The sequence below is a fragment of the Natrarchaeobius oligotrophus genome, from assembly GCF_003841465.1.
GTDB lineage: Archaea > Halobacteriota > Halobacteria > Halobacteriales > Natrialbaceae > Natrarchaeobius > Natrarchaeobius oligotrophus.
Map to the genome: position 1 here is coordinate 30,209 of NZ_REFZ01000013.1, position 20,639 is coordinate 50,847.

Genomic DNA, 20,639 nt, shown 5'->3' on the forward strand with positions numbered 1-20,639 from the left:
TAAAAGTTCTCCGCCCGACTTCGTTCGAACGACCGGCAGACGTATTCGCAATCGTGCATAGTACGCGCTTTCGAAAAGAGCAACGCTTACAGGTTCGTGCGTTCCGCTATCGATCATGCAAGAGAACGTGCTCCTGATCGGCGGTGGCGGTCGCGAACACGCCATCGCTCGTGCACTTCGTGACAGCGAGGCCGACCTCTACGCCTGTGCCGGCAATCGAAACCCCGGAATCGGTCGGATCGCGACCGAGTTCGAGACGCTCGAGACGACCGACCCCGAGGCGGTCGTCGAGTTCGCCGACGCGGTCGACGCGACCATCGCCGTCGTCGGCCCGGAAGCGCCGCTCGAGGCCGGCGTCGCGGACGCGCTCGAGGACGCCGGCGTCTACGCGTTCGGGCCGAAGGAAGCCGACGCCCGGATCGAGACGGACAAGGCGTTCCAGCGCCGGTTCATGGCCGAACACGACATTCCGGGCTGTCCGGACTTCGAAACGTTCGACGACACCCACGCGGCCTGCGAGTTCGTCGACGAGTACGACGGCGACCTCGCGATCAAGCCCGCCGGCCTCACGGGCGGGAAAGGCGTGAAGGTCATCGGCGATCAGGTCACCGCCGAGGAGGGCAAAGCGTACATCCGCGACTCCGACTACGACCGGATCGTCCTGGAGGAACGACTGATCGGCGAGGAGTTTACGATCCAGGCGTTCGTCGCCAACGGCGAGTTCGAGACCGCACCCGCAGTTCAGGACCACAAACGCGCCTACGAGGGCGACGAGGGGCCGAACACGGGCGGCATGGGCAGTTACTCCGATGCGACGAGCGAACTACCGTTCATGACCGCCGAGGACTACGACGAGGCCGTCTCGATCATCGAGGCGACCGTCGACGCGCTCGAGGACTACCGCGGCATCCTCTACGGCCAGTTCATGCTGACCGCCGAGGGTCCCAAAGTCGTCGAGTTCAACGCCCGCTTCGGCGACCCCGAGGCGATGAACACGCTCCCCGTCCTCGAGACGGACTTCCTCGACGTCCTCGTCGCCGCCCGCGACGGCGAGGGACCGCCGGAACTCGAGTTCGCCGACCAGGCGACCGTCTGCAAGTACGCCGTCCCCGAGGGGTATCCGACCGATCCTGAAGCCGGTGCGAAGGTTACCGTGGACGAAGAAAGCGCCGGAGACGCGCTGTTGTACTACGCGAGCGTCGACGAGCGCGACGACGGCATCTACACGACCACCTCGCGCTCGTTCGCGGTCGTCGGGCTCGCCGATTCGATCACCGATGCCGAGGAGATCGCAGAGGACGCACTCGCGGTCGCCGGCGAGGAGGGACTGCACGTGCGCCACGACATCGGCAAACCCGACCTCGTCCAGCGCCGAATCGACCACGTCGAAGAACTGCGCGGAAACTGAACGACCGGATTCGCCTCCGCGTTACGCTGACCCGTCGTCTTCGTCGAAAAACTCGCCCGCCTCGTCGTTCACCGACGATCGAACGTCGTCGACATCGACGCGCTCCCGGAGTCGGTCGGGATCGATCGCGTCCTCGAGCGTGCCGAGATCGGTCACCGCCTCGAGCCCCCGTTCGTCGACGGCGGCTTCGATCGACTCGGCGTCGACGGCCGACGCGATCGAGTCGTCGTCCGCCTCGGTGGCCGATCGCAACGCGCGTTTGACGGCGACGACCCCGAGGAGGGCGACGCCGCCCGACGCGACCGCTCCCGGAACGCCGTATCGTTTGTAGCCGAACGTCGCCGCTTTCTTGCCGACGGTGTAGGCGCCGATCATCGTACGCTCGGTTGAATCGACGGCGGGAAGAGATCGCGGCTTTCGTGCGACGACTCCGCTGGGCGACCGGTAACGTCTCGAGAGCGACTCCGCGGTTCCGATCGCTCGACGGCGTACTACGTGCCGATCACTCCACGGCGACCGACGTGTCCTCGATCGCGGCGAACAACAGCTCCACGCCGAGGTCGATCTCGCGTTCGGTGACGTCGAGCGGCGGGAGCAATCGGAGCGTCTCGTGTCCGCAGCCCAGCGTCAGCAGGCCGCGTTCGAACGCCGCCCGAACGACGGCGTCACGACGATCCGTCGCGTCGAACTCGAGGGCGAGCATCAGTCCGCGGCCGCGCACGTCGACGATCGCATCCGTTTCGGACTCGGACCTCTCGAGACGGTTTCGGAGCTGCTTCCCGCGCTCGCGGACGTTCTCGAGGAGGTTCTCCTCGCGGACCACGTCGATCGTGAGCGCACCCTGAAGCGAGGCGACGATATCGCCGGCTCCCCAGGTCGAGGACAGCCGTCCCGTCTCCTCGGGGAAGACGTCCGATCGCGAGATCGTCGCGCCAACGCGCAGCCCCTTCCCGCTCGCGATGACGTCCGGCGTCAGATCGAGGTGGTCGACGGCCCACAGTTCGCCCGTTCGACCCAGACCCGACTGGATCTCGTCGACGATCACCCGCAGATCGTAGCGCTCGCGCAGCGCCTCGAGATCGCGAGCGAACTCGGCGTCGGCGACGCGATAGCCTCCCTCGCCCTGTATCGGCTCGAGGACGAGAAAGGCGACCTCGTCGGGATCGATCACGCCCTGCTCGGGGTGGAGCTTGTCGGCGACGACGTTGCCACCCGGTCCGTCGGTTTTCCAGCGGGTTTCGTACGCCTCCCGACTCGCCGGATAGGGGACGGTGACCACGCCGGGGATTTCGGGGAAGCCGCGCCGGTGGACGGTCTTCGATCGGTTGAGCGAGAGCGCGCCGAGCGTCCGGCCGTGGAACGCCCCGTCGAAGGTGAACGCCCGGTGGCCGCCGCGGGCGTAGCAGATCTTGATGGCGTTTTCGACGGCCTCAGCGCCGGAGTTCGAGAGGAAGACACGATCCATCTCGTAGTGGCTCGTCAGGTCGACCAGCCGATCCATCAGCTGGGCTGGACCCGGAAACGCGGCGTCGGTTCGCGGGTCGGAGCCGCCGGGGCTGACGTAGAAGTCCTGTCCGGCGATCTTCAGCGGATCGACGAGGTCGAGCGCCGCGAGCTTCTCGCGCAGACGGGGATTGTCGTACCCGAGCGGCGCCGCGGCGACGTGACTCGTGAAATCGAGCAACACGTTGCCGTCGACGTCGGTGCAGAACGGACCGGCCGCCTCGGCGCTCGTGTCCCAGACGAACTCGTAGACGTACGTACTGGGTGCGGCGAACCCGTGGTGGTAGTCGACCCACCGTTTCGCTCGCTCGCCAGGGATCGCCTCGACCCGGGGCTCGGCCGTGTCCCTGTCCATACGCTGGATACGCGCTCCAGCAGGTAAATAGCCTCGACGGCTCGCAGTCGCTCGAACTCGCGATCCGGAACGCCGCCGCTCCCCCGACTCGAGGGACGCGACGGTTCGATCGAATCGGACGGACCGTCGGAACTCGTTTCCGGTGCCACCGCGATCCGCTCTGCGGTTCCGCCGGGACGCCGGTAGAAGGGCCGCGTCAGATCACCAGCAACGCGGAGGCCACAGCGCCCCCGAGCAACAGCGCGGCGCTGTAGACGGCGACCTGGTTGCGAAACCGGCGGTTGGTCGACGTCGCCGCCAGCATCGCCTTGACGACGATGCTCGAGACCGTCGCCAGCAGGATGGCGATCGTCGCCTCGGTCGGGCCGAGCTGTCCCCCGCGATAGAGGACGACGGCCGACGTCGTCGCGCCGGCGCTCGAGACGAAGCCGCTCGCGACGGCGGTCGCGTAGAACCCGAGGGTGCCGAACCACGTCTCGGCGAGCGAGCCGAACACGAGGACGACGAGGAACACGGCGCCGAACGCGAGCGCGTTCTTCATCGAGAACGGGCTCTCGAGTTCCATCGGACCGGACTCGCGCCAGTCCGCGGTCGCCACCGCGATGGCGAACGCGATCACGATGACGGCACCGAGCGGGACGATCGACTCGACGAGGAGGGCAGTCCCGCCGCCGACGGTGAATCCCACCGCGATCGCGAGGTTCCGGGCGGCCATCGCGGCGTTCGCGAGCAGGATCGCCGCGACGGCGTAGGAGGCCGCCTCCGGACGCTGTCGGACGTGATCCAGCATCGTTCCGACGACCGCGGTCGACGAGGCGAGGCCGCCGAAAAAGCCCGTCACCGCGATCCCGCGGCCGCCGTACGTCGAGACGATCGCGTAGTTGACGATGCCGATCCCCGCGACCGCGACGACCATCAGCCAGATGACCTGCGGCTCGAGCGGGATCGTCAACGCGCCGAGATCGAGGGCGGCCTCGGCGGGCAACAGCGGGTAAACGACGAACGCGAGGATCGCGAACTCCGTCGTCGACCGCATCTCCTCGCGCGAGAGTCCCCACGCGAACTCGTGTAGCTCGCGTTTCAACACCAGCAACAGCGACGAGAGCACCGCGACCGTCACGCCCTCGATGATGAACCCGGCGGCGACCAGCGCGCCGACGCCGTAGGCGACGAGCATCGACACCGACGTCGTCAGCGAGAGGCCGGCTTCCTCGTCGCTCAACAGCCCCTGAATCGCGAGGAGTACCCCCTGAACGATCACGAGCAGCCCCCCGAGTATCAGCAGCCCCTCTCCGACCTCGGTCTCGAGAACCAGGACGGTAAAGACGGCGGCCAGCAGGCTGATCAGCGAGAACGTCCGAATGCCGGCCGACTTGTGCGACCACTCTCGCTCGAGCCCCAGGAACATGCCGAGCGCGGCCGCGAGGGCGATTCGGACGACCGCATCGTCGAGCGGGGCGTCCAGGATCTGCAGCGCTAGCTCGTTCACTTCCGTCCCGTTCCATCCGGACGAGTATAAGCGACGTGCCGGCTCGAACGTTCTGCGAACGTCGACGGGGCGATCGACCGCAATCGACGCTCGAGAGACGTCTTCAGCGATCGTCGGCCGAAGCGGGAACGTCGGTCGAATCGGGATCGAGGCCGACCGTCGACCGCCCCAGCACGTCCGCGTAGCCGCTGGCTGTGAGTTTCAGCGTCGGGACGCCGAGGAACGTGAGCGTCTGCAGGGTCAACAGCGGCCGCTCGAGTTCGACGCCGCCGTCGGCGAGCGCCCGGCGCAACCGTTCGAAGCCGTCCGCGACGTCCTCGAGGGGAGCGTCGACGGCCGTCGCCGCGACCGGCGCGGCGAGTTCGGCGACGACGCCCCCGTCCCGTGAGACGGCAAAGCCGCCCCCCATCGACGAGACGCGCCGCGCCGCGACGAGCGCGTCCTCGACGTCGGCGGCTACGACCACCAGACCGGTCGCGTCCCACGTCCCCGTCAGCGCCACGGCCCCGGACTCGAGTCCGAATCCGGTGAGAAAGCCGGTGAACCCGCGATCCTCGACGGCCGGATTTCGATCGATCATCGTCGCCGTGAGGACGTCCCGGTCGGGGGCGGGAACCAGCCGCTCCCCGTCGAGATCCGTTCGCACGGCCGGCTCCACCGTCGTCTCGGTCGTGACGAGCCCCTGGTCGACGACCATCGCCCGCACGGCGTCCGCCGGCGCGGCCGAACGCGGTGCGGTGAACCGCCGTTCTTCGAGGTCGACCGAGACGGTGTCGTAGACGTACTCCGGATACGGATCGGTCCGCGGCTCGACGGTCGGCTCTCCGTCGGCGACGACGACGGCTCCGTCCGCAACGACGGTCTCGACGGTCATCGACTCGAGATTCTCGACGACCAGGAGGTCGGCGAACGCACCCGGTGCGACGACGCCGCGACCGGCCAATCCGAAGTGCGCTGCAGGGTTTTTCGTGGCCGCGTCGATCGCGTCGGCGGGCGACACGCCGCTTTCGATCATCCGCCTGACGACCTCGCTCATCCCGAAGCCCTCGAGGAGGTCCCGCGGCCAGATGCCGTCGGTCGACACCGAGACGCTCGCGCGATCGACGTCGGGGTACGCCTCGACGAGCACGTCGAGGTCGTCGCGGACGGAGCCACAGCGACCCACGACGTGCAGACCCTGCTCGGCGCGCTGGCGGACGCCCTCGGCCGAGATCGCCTCGTGGTCGTTGTCGACGATCGTCGCGAACGCGCGGAGTCTGTCTCCCCGGCAGCCGGCACCGTGGCCGACGATCGTCTCGCCTTTCGCTCGAGTGCGTTCGTAGAGGCGCTCGAGGGGCGAGTCGCGACCGACGACGTGCACCCAGTCGACCTCGCCGACGCCGACCACCCGCTCGCGGTCGAGCAACTCCGCGAGGGCGTCGAGTTCGGCGTCGTCGGCCCGGACCGGCTCGAAGGTGTCGACCAGAAGCTGGGGCGGCAGCGTGAGGTAGATCGACAGCGGTAGCTCCGCCGTTCGCTCGAGCGTCGTCTCGACGCCGCGGCTGCCGAACAGCACGCCGAGCCCCGAGGTTTCGCTCACCATCGACGTCGTCCCGGCGGCGAGAAGCGACGGAACCGCCCGCTCCGGCGTCAGGTAGATGTCCACGTGGGTGTGGGCGTCGATCAACCCCGGCAGGACGACCCGGCCGTTCGCGTCGACGACCGTCGTCTCCGAGTCCACGACCGAACTCGCGTCTTCCGGGAGGGCCGCGATCCGATCGCCGACGACGGCGACGTCCCGTTCGAGAAACGTCCGCCGATTCGAACAGTAGACCCGTCCGCCCGAAAGAACCAGATCCGCGCTCGCCCCCTCGGACTCGAGCGCGACGGGTTGAAGTTCGTTCATGCCAGGGTGGTTCTCGCCCAGGATCTTAATCGCTCCCGGTTCGATCGTCGGACTCGTCCGAGCGGACGCGCCGGTTCTGTCGCCTACGAAAGGACTATATTCGATCCCGCCCTATACGGCTTCGAGAGGCCATGAACAAACACTTCCACGACAGCCTGTACTACCTCAAGCGAGCCGGCGAACACGCGCGACTCGGGATCGAAGCCAACCTCGAACCGGTCGTCGAGCGCGCACGGCGGGCCTTCGGACGCGACGACGAGCCCGAACCCGAGGCGGGACGACTCGAGACCGTTCGCCGAACTGCGACGGATCTCGAGCACCGGGTCGAACGCCGCGCGCGGACGACGGTCGGAACCGTTCGGGAGGCGGTTCCGGGCGGGGACTCGGGGTCGGACTCGAGCGACGAAAGGAAACCTTAAGTCGACCGCACGGATACGTGACCGTGCGGGTTGGTGATCTAGTCTGGTTATGATACCTCCTTCACACGGAGGAAGTCGGCAGTTCAAATCTGCCCCAACCCATTTTTGACGACACAACGACGACGAGCGTAGCGAGGAGTCCGTGTCGTCAAAAATGGTCGGCAGTTTGAACTAGACGAGTCGCGCGCAGCGCAGCGAGCACGTCTCGGCGTAGTTCAAATCTGCCCCAACCCATCAACTTACTGCTACAATCCGTGTGAGTGGTTTCTCCGCGCTCATCGGCTCTAACCAGTGAGTCGGAGTCTGCACCCCGTCTGGATGGACAACCAATTCAACAAGGATCTTGTCGGCCCCCGTGTAGTGTCACGATCTCGCGTAAAGGAATGCGCACGGAAATGATAAAATACTCCTCTTATCAAGCGGATTAGGGCGCTACAACCTCGCGCTTCAGCGCGGGGATACAGCGCCCGCACGTGGTTTTGAGAGGTTCTATGGCGTACCGAATGCCAACCGAGGCGGTCTACCCGCCTACTGAGACAATATCGGGATTCGCCCCTTCATCGTGGAAGGCACCCCTCCCATGTGGTGAACGGGGTGCAGGAAGCACAAGATAACCCCGAATTCCCATCTCTCGACGGTTGATAGGGGTAACGGTAGCGTGGAACTGCCAGCATTCCCTCGAGGATGTGAAACCGTAACTCTCCCAAACCAGCAAGCCTTCGCTTGTGGGAAGCTTCGCCGTTTACGGCGGAGCGGATGTCGCTCACACTCTCGTGATTACTATTCGTGACAAATCGACTCAGTCTCCGACAACCAATAGTCGTTGTTTGCACCGATGCGCATACGAGGACTCGAATAAATCGTTAGCAGCTTCGTATTTGTCTTGCAGCCCCTATGAACGGGTGCAAGCAGGCCCGACAGCTTTCACCGTACTCGCCATACTATCCGCTGGATGAGTGCCTACGAAATCACGTTAATTGTTATTGCCATTTCCGTATTAGGGGCAGTCATTCTTCCGCGTTTTTTAGCGGACAAACCGCTGTCATTGCCAATGATCTACGTCGGGTTCGGCATACTCTTGTTTTCTGTCGTTCCCGGAATGCCGTCCGTAGATCCAGTCGCCAACTCTGGTCTCACCGAGCGGGTCACTGAACTCGTCGTGATTATCGCATTGATGGGTGCCGGGCTGAAAATCGATCGCCCATTCGACGTACTGACCTGGATGTCAACGTGGAGGCTTCTCGCCGTTGCTATGCCACTGACTATCGCTGTCACGACCCTGCTGGGCTGGTATTTTATCGGACTTTTGCTTCCGACCGCCATTCTCCTGGGGGCGGTCTTAGCTCCGACCGATCCAGTATTAGCCTCAGATGTCGAGGCAGGTGCTCCACTCACCGAAATAGAAGAGGAAAATTCAATTGAACAGAGATGGGGATCCATTCGCTTCGCGCTCACATCGGAAGGAGGTCTCAATGATGGGCTAGCGTTTCCATTCACATACCTCGCAATCGCTGCGGCTGCTGCGAACGCTTCGGGTTACACGTGGTTGATTGATTGGGTACTGGTCGATGTATTGTACAAAGTCGGTGCCGGACTCGTAGTAGGATACGTTGTGGGACACGTGATGGCTCGTATTATTTTCCACGCTCCAACACTTTCCCATCGATCAGAAGTCATGGTTGGAGCGGAGGCACTAGCCACGACACTGCTCGCCTACGGAATAGCCGAACTACTCGGCGGGTATGGCTTTATCGCTGTCTTCGTCGCTGCGCTTGGACTTCGCCGCTTCGAGTGGGAACACGAGTACCATCGGCGCCTCCATGACTTCGCCGCAATCGTCGAACGGCTCCTCATGGCCACGGTACTCGTATTATTCGGCGGTGCGATTGCAGGCGGCCTCCTGGCACCATTGACCTGGACCGGAGGGCTACTTGGCCTCGCTTTCTTGTTTCTACTCCGTCCCGTTGCCGGAATTATCGCATTTCTCGGCTCCGATGCTCCGTGGATCGACCGCGCTGTCATCTCATTTTTCGGAATTCGTGGCATCGGATCGTTCTACTATCTGTCCTATGCATTAGCTCACGCATCATTCGAAGAAATGGAACTGATCGTCGCCGCGGAGTGGCTCTGGGCCTTCGTCGGGTTCGTAGTTCTACTGTCGATTTTCGTTCACGGCCTTACTGCCAGTCCAGTTATGAATTCGGTGGACCGTCATCGTCCCTCCCAGATAGAAATGAGGAATTGGGCCGAAGAGTGAAAATATTCTCTAATCTGACACCAGGGCCACTCGAAAAAGCATAATCAGTACATCACAAAGCCGGTTAGTTGAGACGTCTGCTTGCTGAAGATGTGTCCAAGCACCAGCAGCAAGCAGACAGTGAAATCCACGAGGACCAACTACTTCACTTCCGTTTTGTATTTCAAGGGAATGGGACTCTCCGTCACCGTTGCTCACTGTAATCTCGTATTCTTGGCTTTCGTAAAGGACGAGGATTGAATTCACTTCGTCAGCGATCGCGTCGAGTCTGATACGGTTCCAACCGTCAGTATGATCTTCGAGAACGATCTCATCGACACCGTCCCATTCTCTATGAGTTTCCGCCGTTTCAGCACATCCTACAATAGTCGTTGTTACAGCCGCAGCTGAAAGCTTCAGCAGACCGTGCCGATCAAATACCTGTTAATTACTCATAGACAGTGGGTGCTGGTGGTTTCACGCTGGTGGATGGAGCGTGATGGTCAAGACGGCAACGTCGGCGTCTCGTTCCAAAACGACTGACCTCTCGTCTATTTAGGGCCCGATAATTCGACCTCTTCATCAGTAATTCGTCCGATGTTTTCCTCGGTGAGGGCGTAGTCCTCCTCATCGGCGTTCCCCCACCCCAGTCTCGCCTTAACCCGATCGACGAGTCCAGGCTCAGGATCGACATACGCCTTCCCGCCGCTTACCTCCTCGACCATGCCCACAGGGTTTCCTTCGGGATCTACGACCGGTTTCCCCTCGTCATCGTCAGTAATCTTCGCCCGTACGTCCTCGCCCACCTCTGTTTCAGCCTCGGTTGTCTCAGTATCGTACTCCGTTACGCCGACAGGGCTCACTCCACTGTCAAGGCTTTCACCGTCTACGAATGCAGTCTCGATGGGAGTACTCGCCCTGGTTTCGGCTTGGAGCACTTCGCTCTCGGTTAGGTCGCCACGGATGATCTTTCGTTCGGTAACCTCGTCTTCGACGATTCGTCGTTGGTTGATCTGTGTCCGGACGATATCGTCCTCGTGGAAATGGCTCTCGATGGTTTCGCTCTTAATAATCTCTTCGGGATCCGCCTGTGTTTCGATAACGTCGCTCTCCAGCAGTGCCTGCTGAACCCGTTCAATCTCGATCGAACTCTCGACCGTCTCAGATTCGACCTCGTCTGTCTCGGTGACATCCACATCGACGATTCGACTTTCAATGGTTGCTCGTTCGAGCAATTCACGAGTGATAGACCAGTCTTCATCGACATCAACTTCGACACCAACCGACTGAGGGAGTTCCTCTCGAAGCCCGCCGGTCAGCTGGTCCATATCTTCGAACCGAGACTGGTCGATATCGTCGAACACATTCTGATTGACCACGTCACAGCTACCAATCTCTCTGGAGCGAAGGTCGACATCGACGACCCGGCTATCGAGCACTTCAGTATCGATAATTTCGCTCTCGATGGTCGCATGCTCGACGATGGTCCGCTCAACGACCGTAGTTTCGGTGACTTCGCTCGTTACTGTCTCGCCTGCGAGGAGACGTTCCTCGAGTTCGCTTGCCCCTACTGGAGCGTGGTTCACTGCTTGATCGCGGTCGACGACCTCTACGGGACGAGCGGGATGGTCCTCGTGAAATACAATTACCAGTTCATTCTCTTCCACCACTTGGAAGAACTCGTCCCAGGAGAGAGTCTCCATCGTCTCAGTCCGTTCGGTTTCGGTGCGTAACCAATAGGGATTCGACGAGTCTTCAACGGTGGTCTCCGTTTCGGTCGTTCGAACAGGTGCTAAATCGTGCTCTTCGGCCCATTTCCTGATCGTCTCTCGATCCGTTGTTAACCGCCTCTCTCCTGATTCGTCTGTTGGCATAATAGAGAGGCCCATGTCTACTTCCTTTAATCAAGCCCCCTTCTAACTCAAGGACGTGAATGATATGACTAGGAGCCTTGAACTATTCAATTATTTTGGAAGCTTCAAATTTTATTGTTTTTAGTATTATGAGTTGCTGTTTTGCACCATTGGTATTTTGAGAAGTTCATTATCTGTGGGCCACTAGAGATCTGCAAATGAATCAACAGAGAATATTTTGTGTTCCCTCCTTGCTCTTGCAGCCTTCGGCACCATTCGACAGGAAATTGTTCTCATGACATGTCTAATACCGGTGATCCGTCCGCGTGGGTTACCGAGCGGTACGCTTACGATGTCCTCGCATTACTGAGCATTATTTAAATAGGACTACTTTTACTGCCATATTTAAAGTACGTCTTGCTAGCAGTTGTTCTTGCCTACGTATTGATGCCCGCACAGCGGATATTAGAACGCCGATTGGGTTCGATGAGTGCAGCAATTACGCTTATCGTTGTTACAGTTCTGTTGATAATCCTTTCTGTTGTCTATATCCTTGCTATTGCGATCCAAGAAAGTCTGGAACTTGGTACTGCTATTCAAGAAGGGGACATCACAATCACTGCCATTGAGTCACGTCTCGCAGATGCTGGATATCCGCTAAATATCGATGGACTGTATGCAACGTATCAGGAACCAATTAGGACAGGGCTGGAAGGAGTAGCGACAAGCGCCTTCGGAATTGTCGGAGGTGGAGGCGAACTACTCATTGGTCTCACTGTTATGGTGTTCGTTCTCTATTCGCTATTGATCGACAGCGAACGGCCCTTCGCCTGGTTCCAGAGGGTGATCCCGATCGAGGACAGCGTCCAGCGTGAGTTGCTCTCTGAACTGGATCGCTTGATGGGGCCTCTGTCGTTAGCAACGTCGGGATCGCCCTCGTTCAAGCAATTCTGCTCGGAATTGCGGTAGCACTGGCCGGGATACCTGCGGTTGTCTTGATCGCTGTAGCGACGTTCCTGGCCGCATTGCTGCCGTTGATCGGCGTAGTCGCAGTCTGGCTTCCGCTTTCAGTGTATCTCGTGGTAGCTGGTCGTCCCATCGCAGCTGCACTGATGGTCATCTACGGGCTTGCGATCAGTATCTCCGATAATTATCTTCGGGCTTACCTCATGGGGCACACCGGAGGGAGTAATGTAGCAACGGTTATCGTTGGTATTTTCGGAGGGATTGCAGTTTTCGGGGGTAGTCGGATTGTTCATCGGTCCCGTCATATCGAAGGTGCGAGAATTACCTTGGAAACGGGGTTGCGATAACAGGGTGACCAGTCGTAATCCAGACTAGCCTTTCTGGAGTACTCGACGCTCCCCGTCCAATTACCGATCACGGTCAATAGTTCGCCATCGTCGGCCATAGACTCGAGGAAGGGCATCGATCTTGGACAGTCGAACGTTCGATGGAACTGAAGAGAATCGCGTTGAGACGCTGTCCGGTATCGGGCCTGAGGGGTGGAGCGAGACAGCAGTCGGGTTCCGAGGCCTGGTGCCTGGCTGTCGTCGATTTGCAGGATATACCTCTTCGACAGCTTTGTGTCCCTTTAATACACCTTCCCGGGCTTCACGCGCTCTCTTTTGAGCTTGCTGTTGAATCGCGGCGTTCGTTACCTCCGGTCGAACCTCCGCAATGAAGTCTCGAACCTCCCCAACTGCTTCAGAGGTACCGTCTCCAGGAAGTGCGTCCTCGTCGAGGACATCAACTACCTCTTTTTTCAGTTGTGCTGCCTCCTCTGCGAACTCAACCAGATCGATCGAGTTCCAGAGCTCTCGCAATCGTATCGCGTGGCGAATCGTGTGCAGGTCTATTGCGGTGTCTGGATCGCGCTCACGGATAGCCGTTGGAATTTGCTCCACATCGACTAAGCCCGGTAGTTCTCGAAAGTCAACGGCCTTCGGCAGCGTTTCGAGGTCAACTGTCTCAAGCAGTTGGCCGGCCTCCACTACAATGTCCTGAAGTTCCTGTACCGTCTCGGTAAGGTTTCCGTCGGAATCTTCCTGCTCGATTGCGAACGTCAGTTGATCAACCGCAGCTTCGATGCGCTTCGCAGCTCCGTCGGTGTCCATTGAGAGATGAGTAGTAGCGTAGCTCATAAGTACGATTACTTTATATAGGGTGTGACCGAATATGAATGACTCCCTTGCTCCTGCCCCAACAAATAGAAAATTTGTGATATCCCCTCCGCCGTAAACGGCGAAGCTTCCCAGCGAACACATGGTCCGGCATCACCGTCTCGTGGTCAGCCGAACCGTCATCACTCTCTGGCGGAAATTCGATGTTCCGTTTCTTTTCCGGGATGATAAACCCTTGATCACTGTCAGCAACCTCGTCCACGTCCACGCCTCCATCGCCTTCCGATGCGTGTCCACCGCTTCTTTCCTGCTTTCAACAGCTTTCCGGGCTCGGCGTTGCAGTTTATCCTCCATCTTCCGGATGTCCCGGTTAATCCACTCGACGTATTCCTCAACATCCTCCTGCCATTTCCGCAGTTCATTTTTGACGTACTCCGCAGCATCATCGGCATCTTTCCCCACTGCATAATCGATGTGATAGACGATCTCGCGCCAGTTGAGCGCATGGCAAATCGGCGGATTGAAATTGTGCCGGCCCGGTCGAAGTTTGAGCAACTGTTTGACGCCATCGTACGGAAGACGGACCGTAATACGGTTATACGACCGTTTTACTGGTTCCCGTCGAAGCCGGTTTGACGGCCGGTTTCGGAGTTCCCGTTCGACTTGTCCGGCGTTCTCTGTTTTGGGATCGTACACCCTGAGTTCGGATGGCGTGTATTTGGAAGCGAAGAGAAGAGCCAACGAATCTGTACTGCTGTTGAGATCGTCACTAGAGATATCACCGATCTCAGTACAGTCGTTCCGCTGGACGAAGCGTCTCTCACTCCGAACAATAAATAGGGACGACCTGATCTCCCACCGAGTTCGACCGCCCAGAAGGGCACGCGGACCACACCCCGTGCGATCAGTGCCTCTGGTGGGGACGTAGTCTCCCATTACCACAAAGACGTTTCTCACGGACACTATCCGCTTTCAATTGAGGTTGGTAAAGGTATATCCGCAACGCGAACACAGCCGAATGATAATGGCCCTTATCGGGAGAGCAGAAATCGGTCCACCGTGGGGGCAAGCTGCGCTGGAACGCGTTCCCGAGATGGAACTTCTTTTCGAGGATATCCGTTCGATCGGAGACGAGCCGTGGAAGATGTTTATCTGGGCGATGGGTGGTGACTTCGAAGAATACGAACGCGGACTCGCTGCGGATCCGACCATCGGCACCTACGAATGCCTGACGACGTTGCCGGAGAAACGGTTGTATCGGATAACGCTGTCCGACGAGGGACAGCGTCACACCGTCCACGCGGTGACGGTCGAACACGACATAACGAACATTCGTCTCACGGCAACGGCCGAACGGGAAGAACTTCTCGCCCGGTTTCCGTCGCGCGATGCCGTCGTTCGGTTACGGGAGGCCTGCCTCGAGCGGAATCGGCGATTCGAACTGTTGACGCTCTACGAAGAGAAGGCGATACAGAACGACGGGGGGTTCGAAAGCCGATACGGCGTTACGGCCGGGCAACAGGAGGCGCTTCTGACGGCCCTGGAACGTGGCTACTTCGACGTTCCGCGAGGGACGACGATGGACGAGATTGCCGACGAACTCGACATCTCGACGTCCGCACTCTCGACTCGAGTTCGACGTGGACAGCACGCACTGCTTCGCCACACGTTAGCGCGGACGGAGAGTATATAAACCCTGGAGAGGGTGAGGACGCTGAAATACGAACGCTAGCGTTCGATTACCGGTCATGGAAACGAGCTTGGCGGAGAAAAACGGTGAAACGCCGGTCCACGCCGTAATCGAAGCCGTTGCAGAGACGACCGACAGCGACCCGCTGGACCTCCCGCCGCTGTACGAAGCGGTAGATCCAGACGCGCTGAATACACTGTTCGACGGCCCGGAAACTGGTGTCTGGCTGCGATTTCGGTACGCCGGTTTCGGTGTGGCGGTGGACGATGAGGGAGTGACTGTGGAGCCGCTTCGCGAAGCGCTCTGATCAGCGGGGCTCGGCTTCGCCAGGAACGAGCGATGCGGTACCGAGTTGCGCCGGGCTCGGGCCTCGAGCAACGCTGCCAGCGGTATCCGTCGGCGGCGATCGAGTGGCGGTGTGACGCCGCGGATCAGACTGGCTGGCGTAGCGCTGTGTGGGGACGACCGCTCGAGTGTGTGGCGGAAACCGATGGACAACAGCCCGTCTCAGACGGTTTACTGTCCGTCAGTTCCGGCGCACCCGCGACGCGGGCGGCGGATACACCGGGACGTCGGTACGGTAATCCGTCTCAGCCAATCCGTTCGAACGCTCCGTCGGTTCGTAGCGGACCGTCGCTCGAGGCATCTGGTAGTCGTCGAACGGGGTTGCACAGCGCTCGCGCTCGAGGGGGTACCCCGTCGTGTCGGTCGTTCGCGAGCGGGAGTGGTGTGGCGGTTCACCGACCGCCCCCGTCGGCGCGCTCGAGGTCGGTCACCGGCTGCCGACAGCCGCAGGGCCAGGCGTAGCGTTCGGTCGGCGAGAGGGTGTACGAGATCGCGATGGCGCGTCCGCAGCGAGGACACGTGCCGAGCGGGTCGTCGCAACTCATCGGCGGCTCCGTCCGTGGTAACTCGGCTCGGCGGAGTGCGGTTCGTCCCTACCGGACCGGGTAGTGCCGTCGCTACGCGGACGCGAGCGGTGGTCGAATCGTGCGTACCTTTTATGTCGTGGTAGTGGGTATGGAATCATGCTTCGAGACCGTGGTGGTTTGGAAGCGCGTCTCAGGTGCGCCAACACCTGGGACTTTCGTACGTCCCCGTGGAGACGGCTTCCACGAGAAAGTATAACGTAACGATATTTATAGATGTTGGATAAACGATTTTCCGCGTGGATAATACTACCCTGCGTGCGAAGACGGGCTCTCCGGGATCGCTCGAGCGGCCCACGCAGGCTCGATCGAACGGTCATCGCGCGCGGAGTTCGGCGGACGAATCGAGCACGGACGCGGGTCTCGTGGCTCAGCCGGCGGCTCTCGACGCGGCGGCCATCGTCGAGGACGAGCGACGACGACCCGCGAGCGGTTCCCAGATGGAACGATCGCCTCTACCCGCCCAGCGAACCGCCGCAAAAGCAAGAGTTAGGTTCCCCATTTCCGAACGCACGAACGAATCCAATGGGGCGCAACCAGCACGACGTTGTCGTCGTCGGGGGCGGGATAGCGGGCTGTTTTGCGGCGGCAACGGCAGCGGCCGACGGACTCGACGTGGTCCAACTCGAGCGCAAATCCCGTGAGTGGGGTGGCTTCATCGCGTGCGGTGACGCGATCAAAAGCCCGCGAGATCCGAGCAAGTATCCGGGACCGATCGACATGGACGCGATCGCCGACGACGAGGCCGTCCTCGTCGACAACAACATCGACCGGATCGAGTTCTGGGACGAACAACTCGGCGTGCGAAAGGCACTTCCCTACGACGAAAGCAGCAACGTCGTCGACCGCTACGAGTTCGGTCAGCGTCTGCTCGAGCAGGCGGCCGCCTGCGGCGCAAAGCAACACTACGACACGGTGGTCAACGAGGTAATCCAGAACGGACGCGTCACCGGAGTCGAAGCGGTTCGCAGCGGTGAACCGGTGACGTACGAGTGTGACGTCCTGATCGACGCCGCGGGCGCGCAGTCGATTCTGCAAGATCTGATCGATTTCGAGGCGCTCGAGACGCCCGGCGACCCGACGTTCGAGGTGCCCCACTACACCCACTTCGGGTCGGCCTACCGCGAAATTATCGAGACGGAAGAGCCGGTGGCGTATCACGACGCCATCGTCGGGAAACCCCTGGAGGAGCTGGGCTATCTCTGGTACTTCCCCCGGACGCCGACCGAAATCAACGTCGGTCTGGGATTCCAGATGAACAAGGAGCCGATCCCGCTCGTCGATCGCTTGCGCCGCGACCTCGAGAACCGACCCGAGTTCCGGGGGGCGACCGTCGCCGAAAAGTTCGACGAAAAGAACAAGCTCGGATCGGCGATCGCGCTCCGTCGACCGCTGGATTCGATGGTCGCGCCCGGCTATCTGGCCGCGGGCGGGGCGGCGGGAACGACGCATCCGATCACGGGCAAAGGCATCCGCGGGGCGGCCTATTCGGGTTACTCCGCCGGGCGCGCCGCCGTCGAGGCCGTCGAGGACGGAGACGTCTCCGAGGCCGGCCTCTGGGAGCACAACCGCTGGCTGTACCGCGAGCACGGCGAAGCCGCGAAACTCGCCGCGTGGGACGCGTACAACGTCGCCGCGAGTTCCATCGACGTGAACGTCCTCCGGGCCGTCACTGCGGTGCTTCCCGAGCGAGAGCTTCGAGAGATCGTCGGCACCTCGATGGAAGTGGACGGGCTCAAAAGCAAGGTACTCGTGGGCACCGGCGTTCTCAAGAATCTGGTCGCGGAGTACCGCGCGGGCACCTTCGAGCGCCTCGGCGTGAGCAACGGCGAGCTGTACGAGGCCATCCTCACCGTCAGGAAGACGCGGAACTACGTCTCCGCGTACGAACGTCGGTACGAGGCGTATCCGGAAGACCGGTCCTCGTTCGAACGGTGGCTCTCCGCGCGCGACCGCATCGATCGGGAGTTTTACCGCGAGCTCGAGTTGGCCCCCAGCGACCACAAGTACTGAAAGCCGACCGAGGCCGGTTCGGTGAAAGCGGTGGTCTCTCACGATCGATCGGTTTTTGTCCCCTCGTTCCGTCGTCACGTTTGTCACGTTTTCTCGCAGCCGCGGGTGTCGCCGTCGATTCGTCGAACGTTCCGCGACTCGAGAGCGTGAGCGTCGCCTCCCGCCGGCTGTGGGAGAGCGGACGCTCACATCCATGACGCGAGAGATACCACCGCTGCAACCGCTCGCACCGATCGTCGACGAGATGCGCGAGATCGCTCGAGACGAACTGCCGGCACCGCGAACCTGCCGGATCAAACTGTGGGACGACGGCACGTTCGACGCCGGCGTCTATCACTCGATCAGCGACGACGAACTCGAGTCCATCCGATACGAACGAACGACGAGCGAAATCGTCTGGGAGCACCTGAGTGGAGGTGGCTACGTGACGACGACGTTTCCGAACGGGGAAACCCTCCACGAGCCGACGATCGACGACGCAGAGGTGCGGGTGATCACGACCGTAGAGCCGCCGTACTGAGCGCGTTTCCGAGTCGAACGAGCGGACGACGCCTGGCGATCGGCCGCCCAGGCGTCGCTGCGCATCCTCGCTCGTTTGTTTCCAGCGGATAGTGACCGCTCCACCGTCCGCGACGGACGCTTTCGATCTTCTTAACTACGCCGGGTGTGAGATATTATACAAGTTCCTCGAAACGGGTATGCTATCCGAATCACCCGCCACCGCTGACGCGACCGCCGGAGACGCAGACGGGACGAACGCGACTTCCCTCGAGTTCGAGGATCGTCCGGGACCGACCGATCCCGACGATCGCATCGAGAGTCTCGACGTGCTCAGGGGATTCGCACTGCTGGGTATCCTCGTGATCAACATCTGGCTGTTCGCCTTGCCGGTGATCGGCTGGCTCGATCCGACGCGGTACGGCGACCTTTCGGGGGGAAACTACCTCGCCTGGTTCGTCAGCCACGTCTTCTTCGAGCGGAAGTTCGTCACGCTGTTTACGTTCCTGTTCGGGGCCGGTATCGTCCTGTTTACGGAGTCGAAAGAGCGGAAGGGACAACCCGCGCTTCGGTTGCACTTTCGCCGCGGATTCTGGTTGCTCCTGATCGGACTCGGCCACGCCTACCTGCTGTGGTACGGTGACATTCTCGTCGCGTACGCGCTCTGTGGGTTCGTCCTCGTGTTCGTCCGGAACTGGCGACCGAAGCGACTTCTCGCGCTCGGGCTCGTCATGTTCGCGCTCCCGTCGTTGCTCTACCTCGCGATGGGTGCCGGCTACGTGATGGTCGACGCGGACGCGCAGGCGGAGATCGAATCGCAGTTGCTCGCCGCGTACGGCGCGGACGAGGGTGCGATCGACGAGGAGATCGCCGCCTACCGGGGAAGCTGGTCGGACCAGATGGAACACCGCGCGCCGATCGTCTTCGGGGCACAGACGTTCGGATTCGCGTTCGAGACGTTCTGGCTGTACGGGGGGTTGATCGTCATCGGAATGGCGCTCTACAAGTGGGGCGTCCTCTCGAACGAGCGGAGCACGCAGTTCTACCGGCGGCTGTTCGTCGTCGGCGCGCTGTCGGGCCTCGCGCTGATCCTCTCCGGCGTCGCCTACCGCGAGCTCGTCGGCTGGGAGACCGGGCGCGTGCTGTTGCTCGCCGGTCAGTTCAACTACTGGGGATCGCTGTTGCTCGCGCTCGCGTACGTCTCGGGGATCGTGCTCTGCTGTCGGGCTGCGGCTGGAGGCTACGTAACCGGCGCGCTCTCGGCCGTCGGTCGAACCGCCTTCTCGAACTACCTCCTCCAGACGGTGCTCGCGACGACGATCTTCTACGGTCACGGGCTCGGTCTGTTCGGGCAGCTGAGCAGAGTCGAACTCCTCGGCGTGGTGGTGGTGATCTGGGCGATCCAGGTGCCGCTGTCGGTCGCGTGGCTGAACCGGTACCGGTTCGGCCCCGTCGAGTGGCTCTGGCGGACGCTCACCTACGGCGAGCGACAACCGATGCGACTCGAGCGGTAGCGGCCGACTCGAGTCGCGACGAGCCAGTAACGGCCGCGCGACCGGACTCTGCGCTTGCCGTCGAATGTCGAGCGCGAGAAGGCGCACTCGTCCCGTGGACGGGTGGAGAGCGGGAGGCGACGCCGGACACCGAACCTGGCTCGACGAGACGCAGAATTCCGCGACCGACCGTCCGGACTGTGAGTTTTATTACGACCGCCGTGGCCAGTTGATCTTGTCATGCCGACATATGTGACACTGTGGCAGTACACCCAGCAAGGAGCACAGACCATCAGGGAGAGTCCGGAGCGAATCAACCGGATCGAGGAACGATTCGCCGAGGTTGGCGGCGAACTGCGGGAATTCTACATGTTGATGGGACGGTACGATACGATCACCATCAGCGAGTTTCCCGACGACGAAACTGCGGCGCAGGCGATCCTCTCCGTCACCGAGGACGGTAACGTCAGTTCGGAGACCAGCAAGGCGTTCTCGAGAGAGTCGACGCGAGCGCTGCTCGATGGACTGCCGTGAACCGCTTCGGGGTCACGCCCGGGGGAACTCGCCTCGTTCACCCGTAGAGACCAGCGTGGACGGTCGCTACGCAGATCGCCGTCGAAACGCGGAGACTCGTCCCCGACGCCTTCGAGTCGCCATCGGGGGCGTTCCTCGAGAGGTCCGGTCGCGACTGCGATCCGCTCGGGCGAGTTCGGAAAGAGAAAAGCGCCTACGTCGGCCACCGTCC

Annotated in this window: 19 protein-coding genes and 1 tRNA gene; 12 read left to right on the forward strand and 8 right to left on the reverse strand. The window is 61.3% G+C overall.

Translation table 11 applies throughout. The annotated features are described in order from the left end of the window. The first annotated feature begins 115 nt into the window (after positions 1–115). Entirely contained in the window at positions 116–1,408 is a 1,293-nt protein-coding gene (purD, locus tag EA472_RS16430) for a phosphoribosylamine--glycine ligase (protein WP_124192603.1), read from the forward strand. 21 nt (positions 1,409–1,429) lie between these two features. On the opposite strand, the gene EA472_RS16435 is transcribed toward purD, so the two are convergent. The 4 genes from EA472_RS16435 to EA472_RS16450 all read right to left on the reverse strand — a co-directional run bounded on the left by EA472_RS16435 (position 1,430) and on the right by EA472_RS16450 (position 6,640). Further along, positions 1,430–1,783: a hypothetical protein gene (locus EA472_RS16435; protein ID WP_124192604.1), complete on the reverse strand. Its 354-nt coding sequence runs from the start codon at positions 1,781–1,783 to the stop codon at positions 1,430–1,432. A 127-nt stretch (positions 1,784–1,910) separates the two neighbouring features. Beyond that, entirely contained in the window at positions 1,911–3,266 is a 1,356-nt protein-coding gene (locus EA472_RS16440; RefSeq protein WP_124192605.1) for an aminotransferase class III-fold pyridoxal phosphate-dependent enzyme, read from the reverse strand. Positions 3,267–3,462: 196 nt separating this feature from the next. Then, entirely contained in the window at positions 3,463–4,755 is a 1,293-nt protein-coding gene (locus EA472_RS16445) for an MgtC/SapB family protein (RefSeq protein ID WP_124192606.1), read from the reverse strand. Between the two features lie 103 nt (positions 4,756–4,858). Continuing rightward, the gene (locus EA472_RS16450) at positions 4,859–6,640 is read right to left on the reverse strand and encodes an adenine deaminase C-terminal domain-containing protein (RefSeq protein ID WP_124192607.1); all 1,782 of its coding nucleotides are present in this window, start codon (positions 6,638–6,640) and stop codon (positions 4,859–4,861) included. 131 nt (positions 6,641–6,771) lie between these two features. Here EA472_RS16450 and EA472_RS16455 point away from each other — a divergent pair, with 131 nt between their 5' ends. From EA472_RS16455 to EA472_RS16465, 3 genes are all read left to right on the forward strand, one after another. Next, complete coding sequence (locus tag EA472_RS16455) at positions 6,772–7,059, forward strand: DUF7553 family protein (protein ID WP_124192608.1); 288 nt, start codon at positions 6,772–6,774, stop codon at positions 7,057–7,059. Between the two features lie 27 nt (positions 7,060–7,086). Next, positions 7,087–7,161, forward strand: a tRNA-Val gene (locus tag EA472_RS16460). A gap of 850 nt (positions 7,162–8,011) precedes the next feature. Further along, positions 8,012–9,316 (forward strand): cation:proton antiporter, encoded by a 1,305-nt coding sequence (locus tag EA472_RS16465; RefSeq protein WP_124192609.1) that lies wholly within the window; start codon positions 8,012–8,014, stop codon positions 9,314–9,316. A gap of 530 nt (positions 9,317–9,846) precedes the next feature. Here EA472_RS16465 and EA472_RS16470 read toward each other — a convergent pair. Next, positions 9,847–11,169, reverse strand: a complete 1,323-nt coding sequence (locus EA472_RS16470) for a hypothetical protein (protein ID WP_124192610.1) — start codon at positions 11,167–11,169, stop codon at positions 9,847–9,849. A gap of 375 nt (positions 11,170–11,544) precedes the next feature. Here EA472_RS16470 and EA472_RS16475 point away from each other — a divergent pair, with 375 nt between their 5' ends. Then, positions 11,545–12,117 carry an AI-2E family transporter gene (locus EA472_RS16475; RefSeq protein ID WP_279387183.1) on the forward strand — a complete coding sequence of 191 codons (573 nt, stop codon included), beginning with the start codon at positions 11,545–11,547 and terminating at the stop codon, positions 12,115–12,117. 2 nt (positions 12,118–12,119) lie between these two features. Beyond that, positions 12,120–12,461 (forward strand): AI-2E family transporter, encoded by a 342-nt coding sequence (locus EA472_RS23425; protein ID WP_394341353.1) that lies wholly within the window; start codon positions 12,120–12,122, stop codon positions 12,459–12,461. 60 nt (positions 12,462–12,521) lie between these two features. Here the strand turns inward: EA472_RS23425 and EA472_RS16485 are convergent, their stop codons facing one another. Together EA472_RS16485 and EA472_RS16490 are read right to left on the reverse strand one after the other, a co-directional pair. Continuing rightward, the gene (locus EA472_RS16485) at positions 12,522–13,415 is read right to left on the reverse strand and encodes a hypothetical protein (protein WP_124192612.1); all 894 of its coding nucleotides are present in this window, start codon (positions 13,413–13,415) and stop codon (positions 12,522–12,524) included. A 9-nt stretch (positions 13,416–13,424) separates the two neighbouring features. Further along, a complete protein-coding gene (locus EA472_RS16490) occupies positions 13,425–14,207 on the reverse strand; it encodes a hypothetical protein (RefSeq protein WP_124192613.1) in 783 nt (260 codons plus the stop codon). Positions 14,208–14,295: 88 nt separating this feature from the next. On the opposite strand from EA472_RS16490, the gene EA472_RS16495 reads away from it, so the two are divergent. Both EA472_RS16495 and EA472_RS16500 read left to right on the forward strand, forming a co-directional pair. Then, complete coding sequence (locus tag EA472_RS16495; RefSeq protein WP_124192614.1) at positions 14,296–14,964, forward strand: helix-turn-helix domain-containing protein; 669 nt, start codon at positions 14,296–14,298, stop codon at positions 14,962–14,964. Positions 14,965–15,019: 55 nt separating this feature from the next. Then, positions 15,020–15,268, forward strand: coding sequence for a HalOD1 output domain-containing protein (locus EA472_RS16500; protein WP_124192615.1), 249 nt, complete (start codon positions 15,020–15,022; stop codon positions 15,266–15,268). A 430-nt stretch (positions 15,269–15,698) separates the two neighbouring features. On the opposite strand, the gene EA472_RS22600 is transcribed toward EA472_RS16500, so the two are convergent. After that, positions 15,699–15,851 carry a hypothetical protein gene (locus EA472_RS22600; protein WP_165874927.1) on the reverse strand — a complete coding sequence of 51 codons (153 nt, stop codon included), beginning with the start codon at positions 15,849–15,851 and terminating at the stop codon, positions 15,699–15,701. Positions 15,852–16,415: 564 nt separating this feature from the next. On the opposite strand from EA472_RS22600, the gene EA472_RS16505 reads away from it, so the two are divergent. From EA472_RS16505 to EA472_RS16520, 4 genes are all read left to right on the forward strand, one after another. Continuing rightward, the gene (locus EA472_RS16505; RefSeq protein ID WP_124192616.1) at positions 16,416–17,903 is read left to right on the forward strand and encodes a geranylgeranyl reductase family protein; all 1,488 of its coding nucleotides are present in this window, start codon (positions 16,416–16,418) and stop codon (positions 17,901–17,903) included. Between the two features lie 193 nt (positions 17,904–18,096). Beyond that, the gene (locus EA472_RS16510) at positions 18,097–18,423 is read left to right on the forward strand and encodes a hypothetical protein (protein WP_124192617.1); all 327 of its coding nucleotides are present in this window, start codon (positions 18,097–18,099) and stop codon (positions 18,421–18,423) included. A gap of 178 nt (positions 18,424–18,601) precedes the next feature. After that, positions 18,602–19,915 (forward strand): DUF418 domain-containing protein, encoded by a 1,314-nt coding sequence (locus EA472_RS16515; RefSeq protein WP_124192618.1) that lies wholly within the window; start codon positions 18,602–18,604, stop codon positions 19,913–19,915. A gap of 231 nt (positions 19,916–20,146) precedes the next feature. Next, positions 20,147–20,428, forward strand: coding sequence for a GYD domain-containing protein (locus EA472_RS16520; RefSeq protein ID WP_243637878.1), 282 nt, complete (start codon positions 20,147–20,149; stop codon positions 20,426–20,428). The last annotated feature ends 211 nt before the right edge of the window (positions 20,429–20,639 follow it).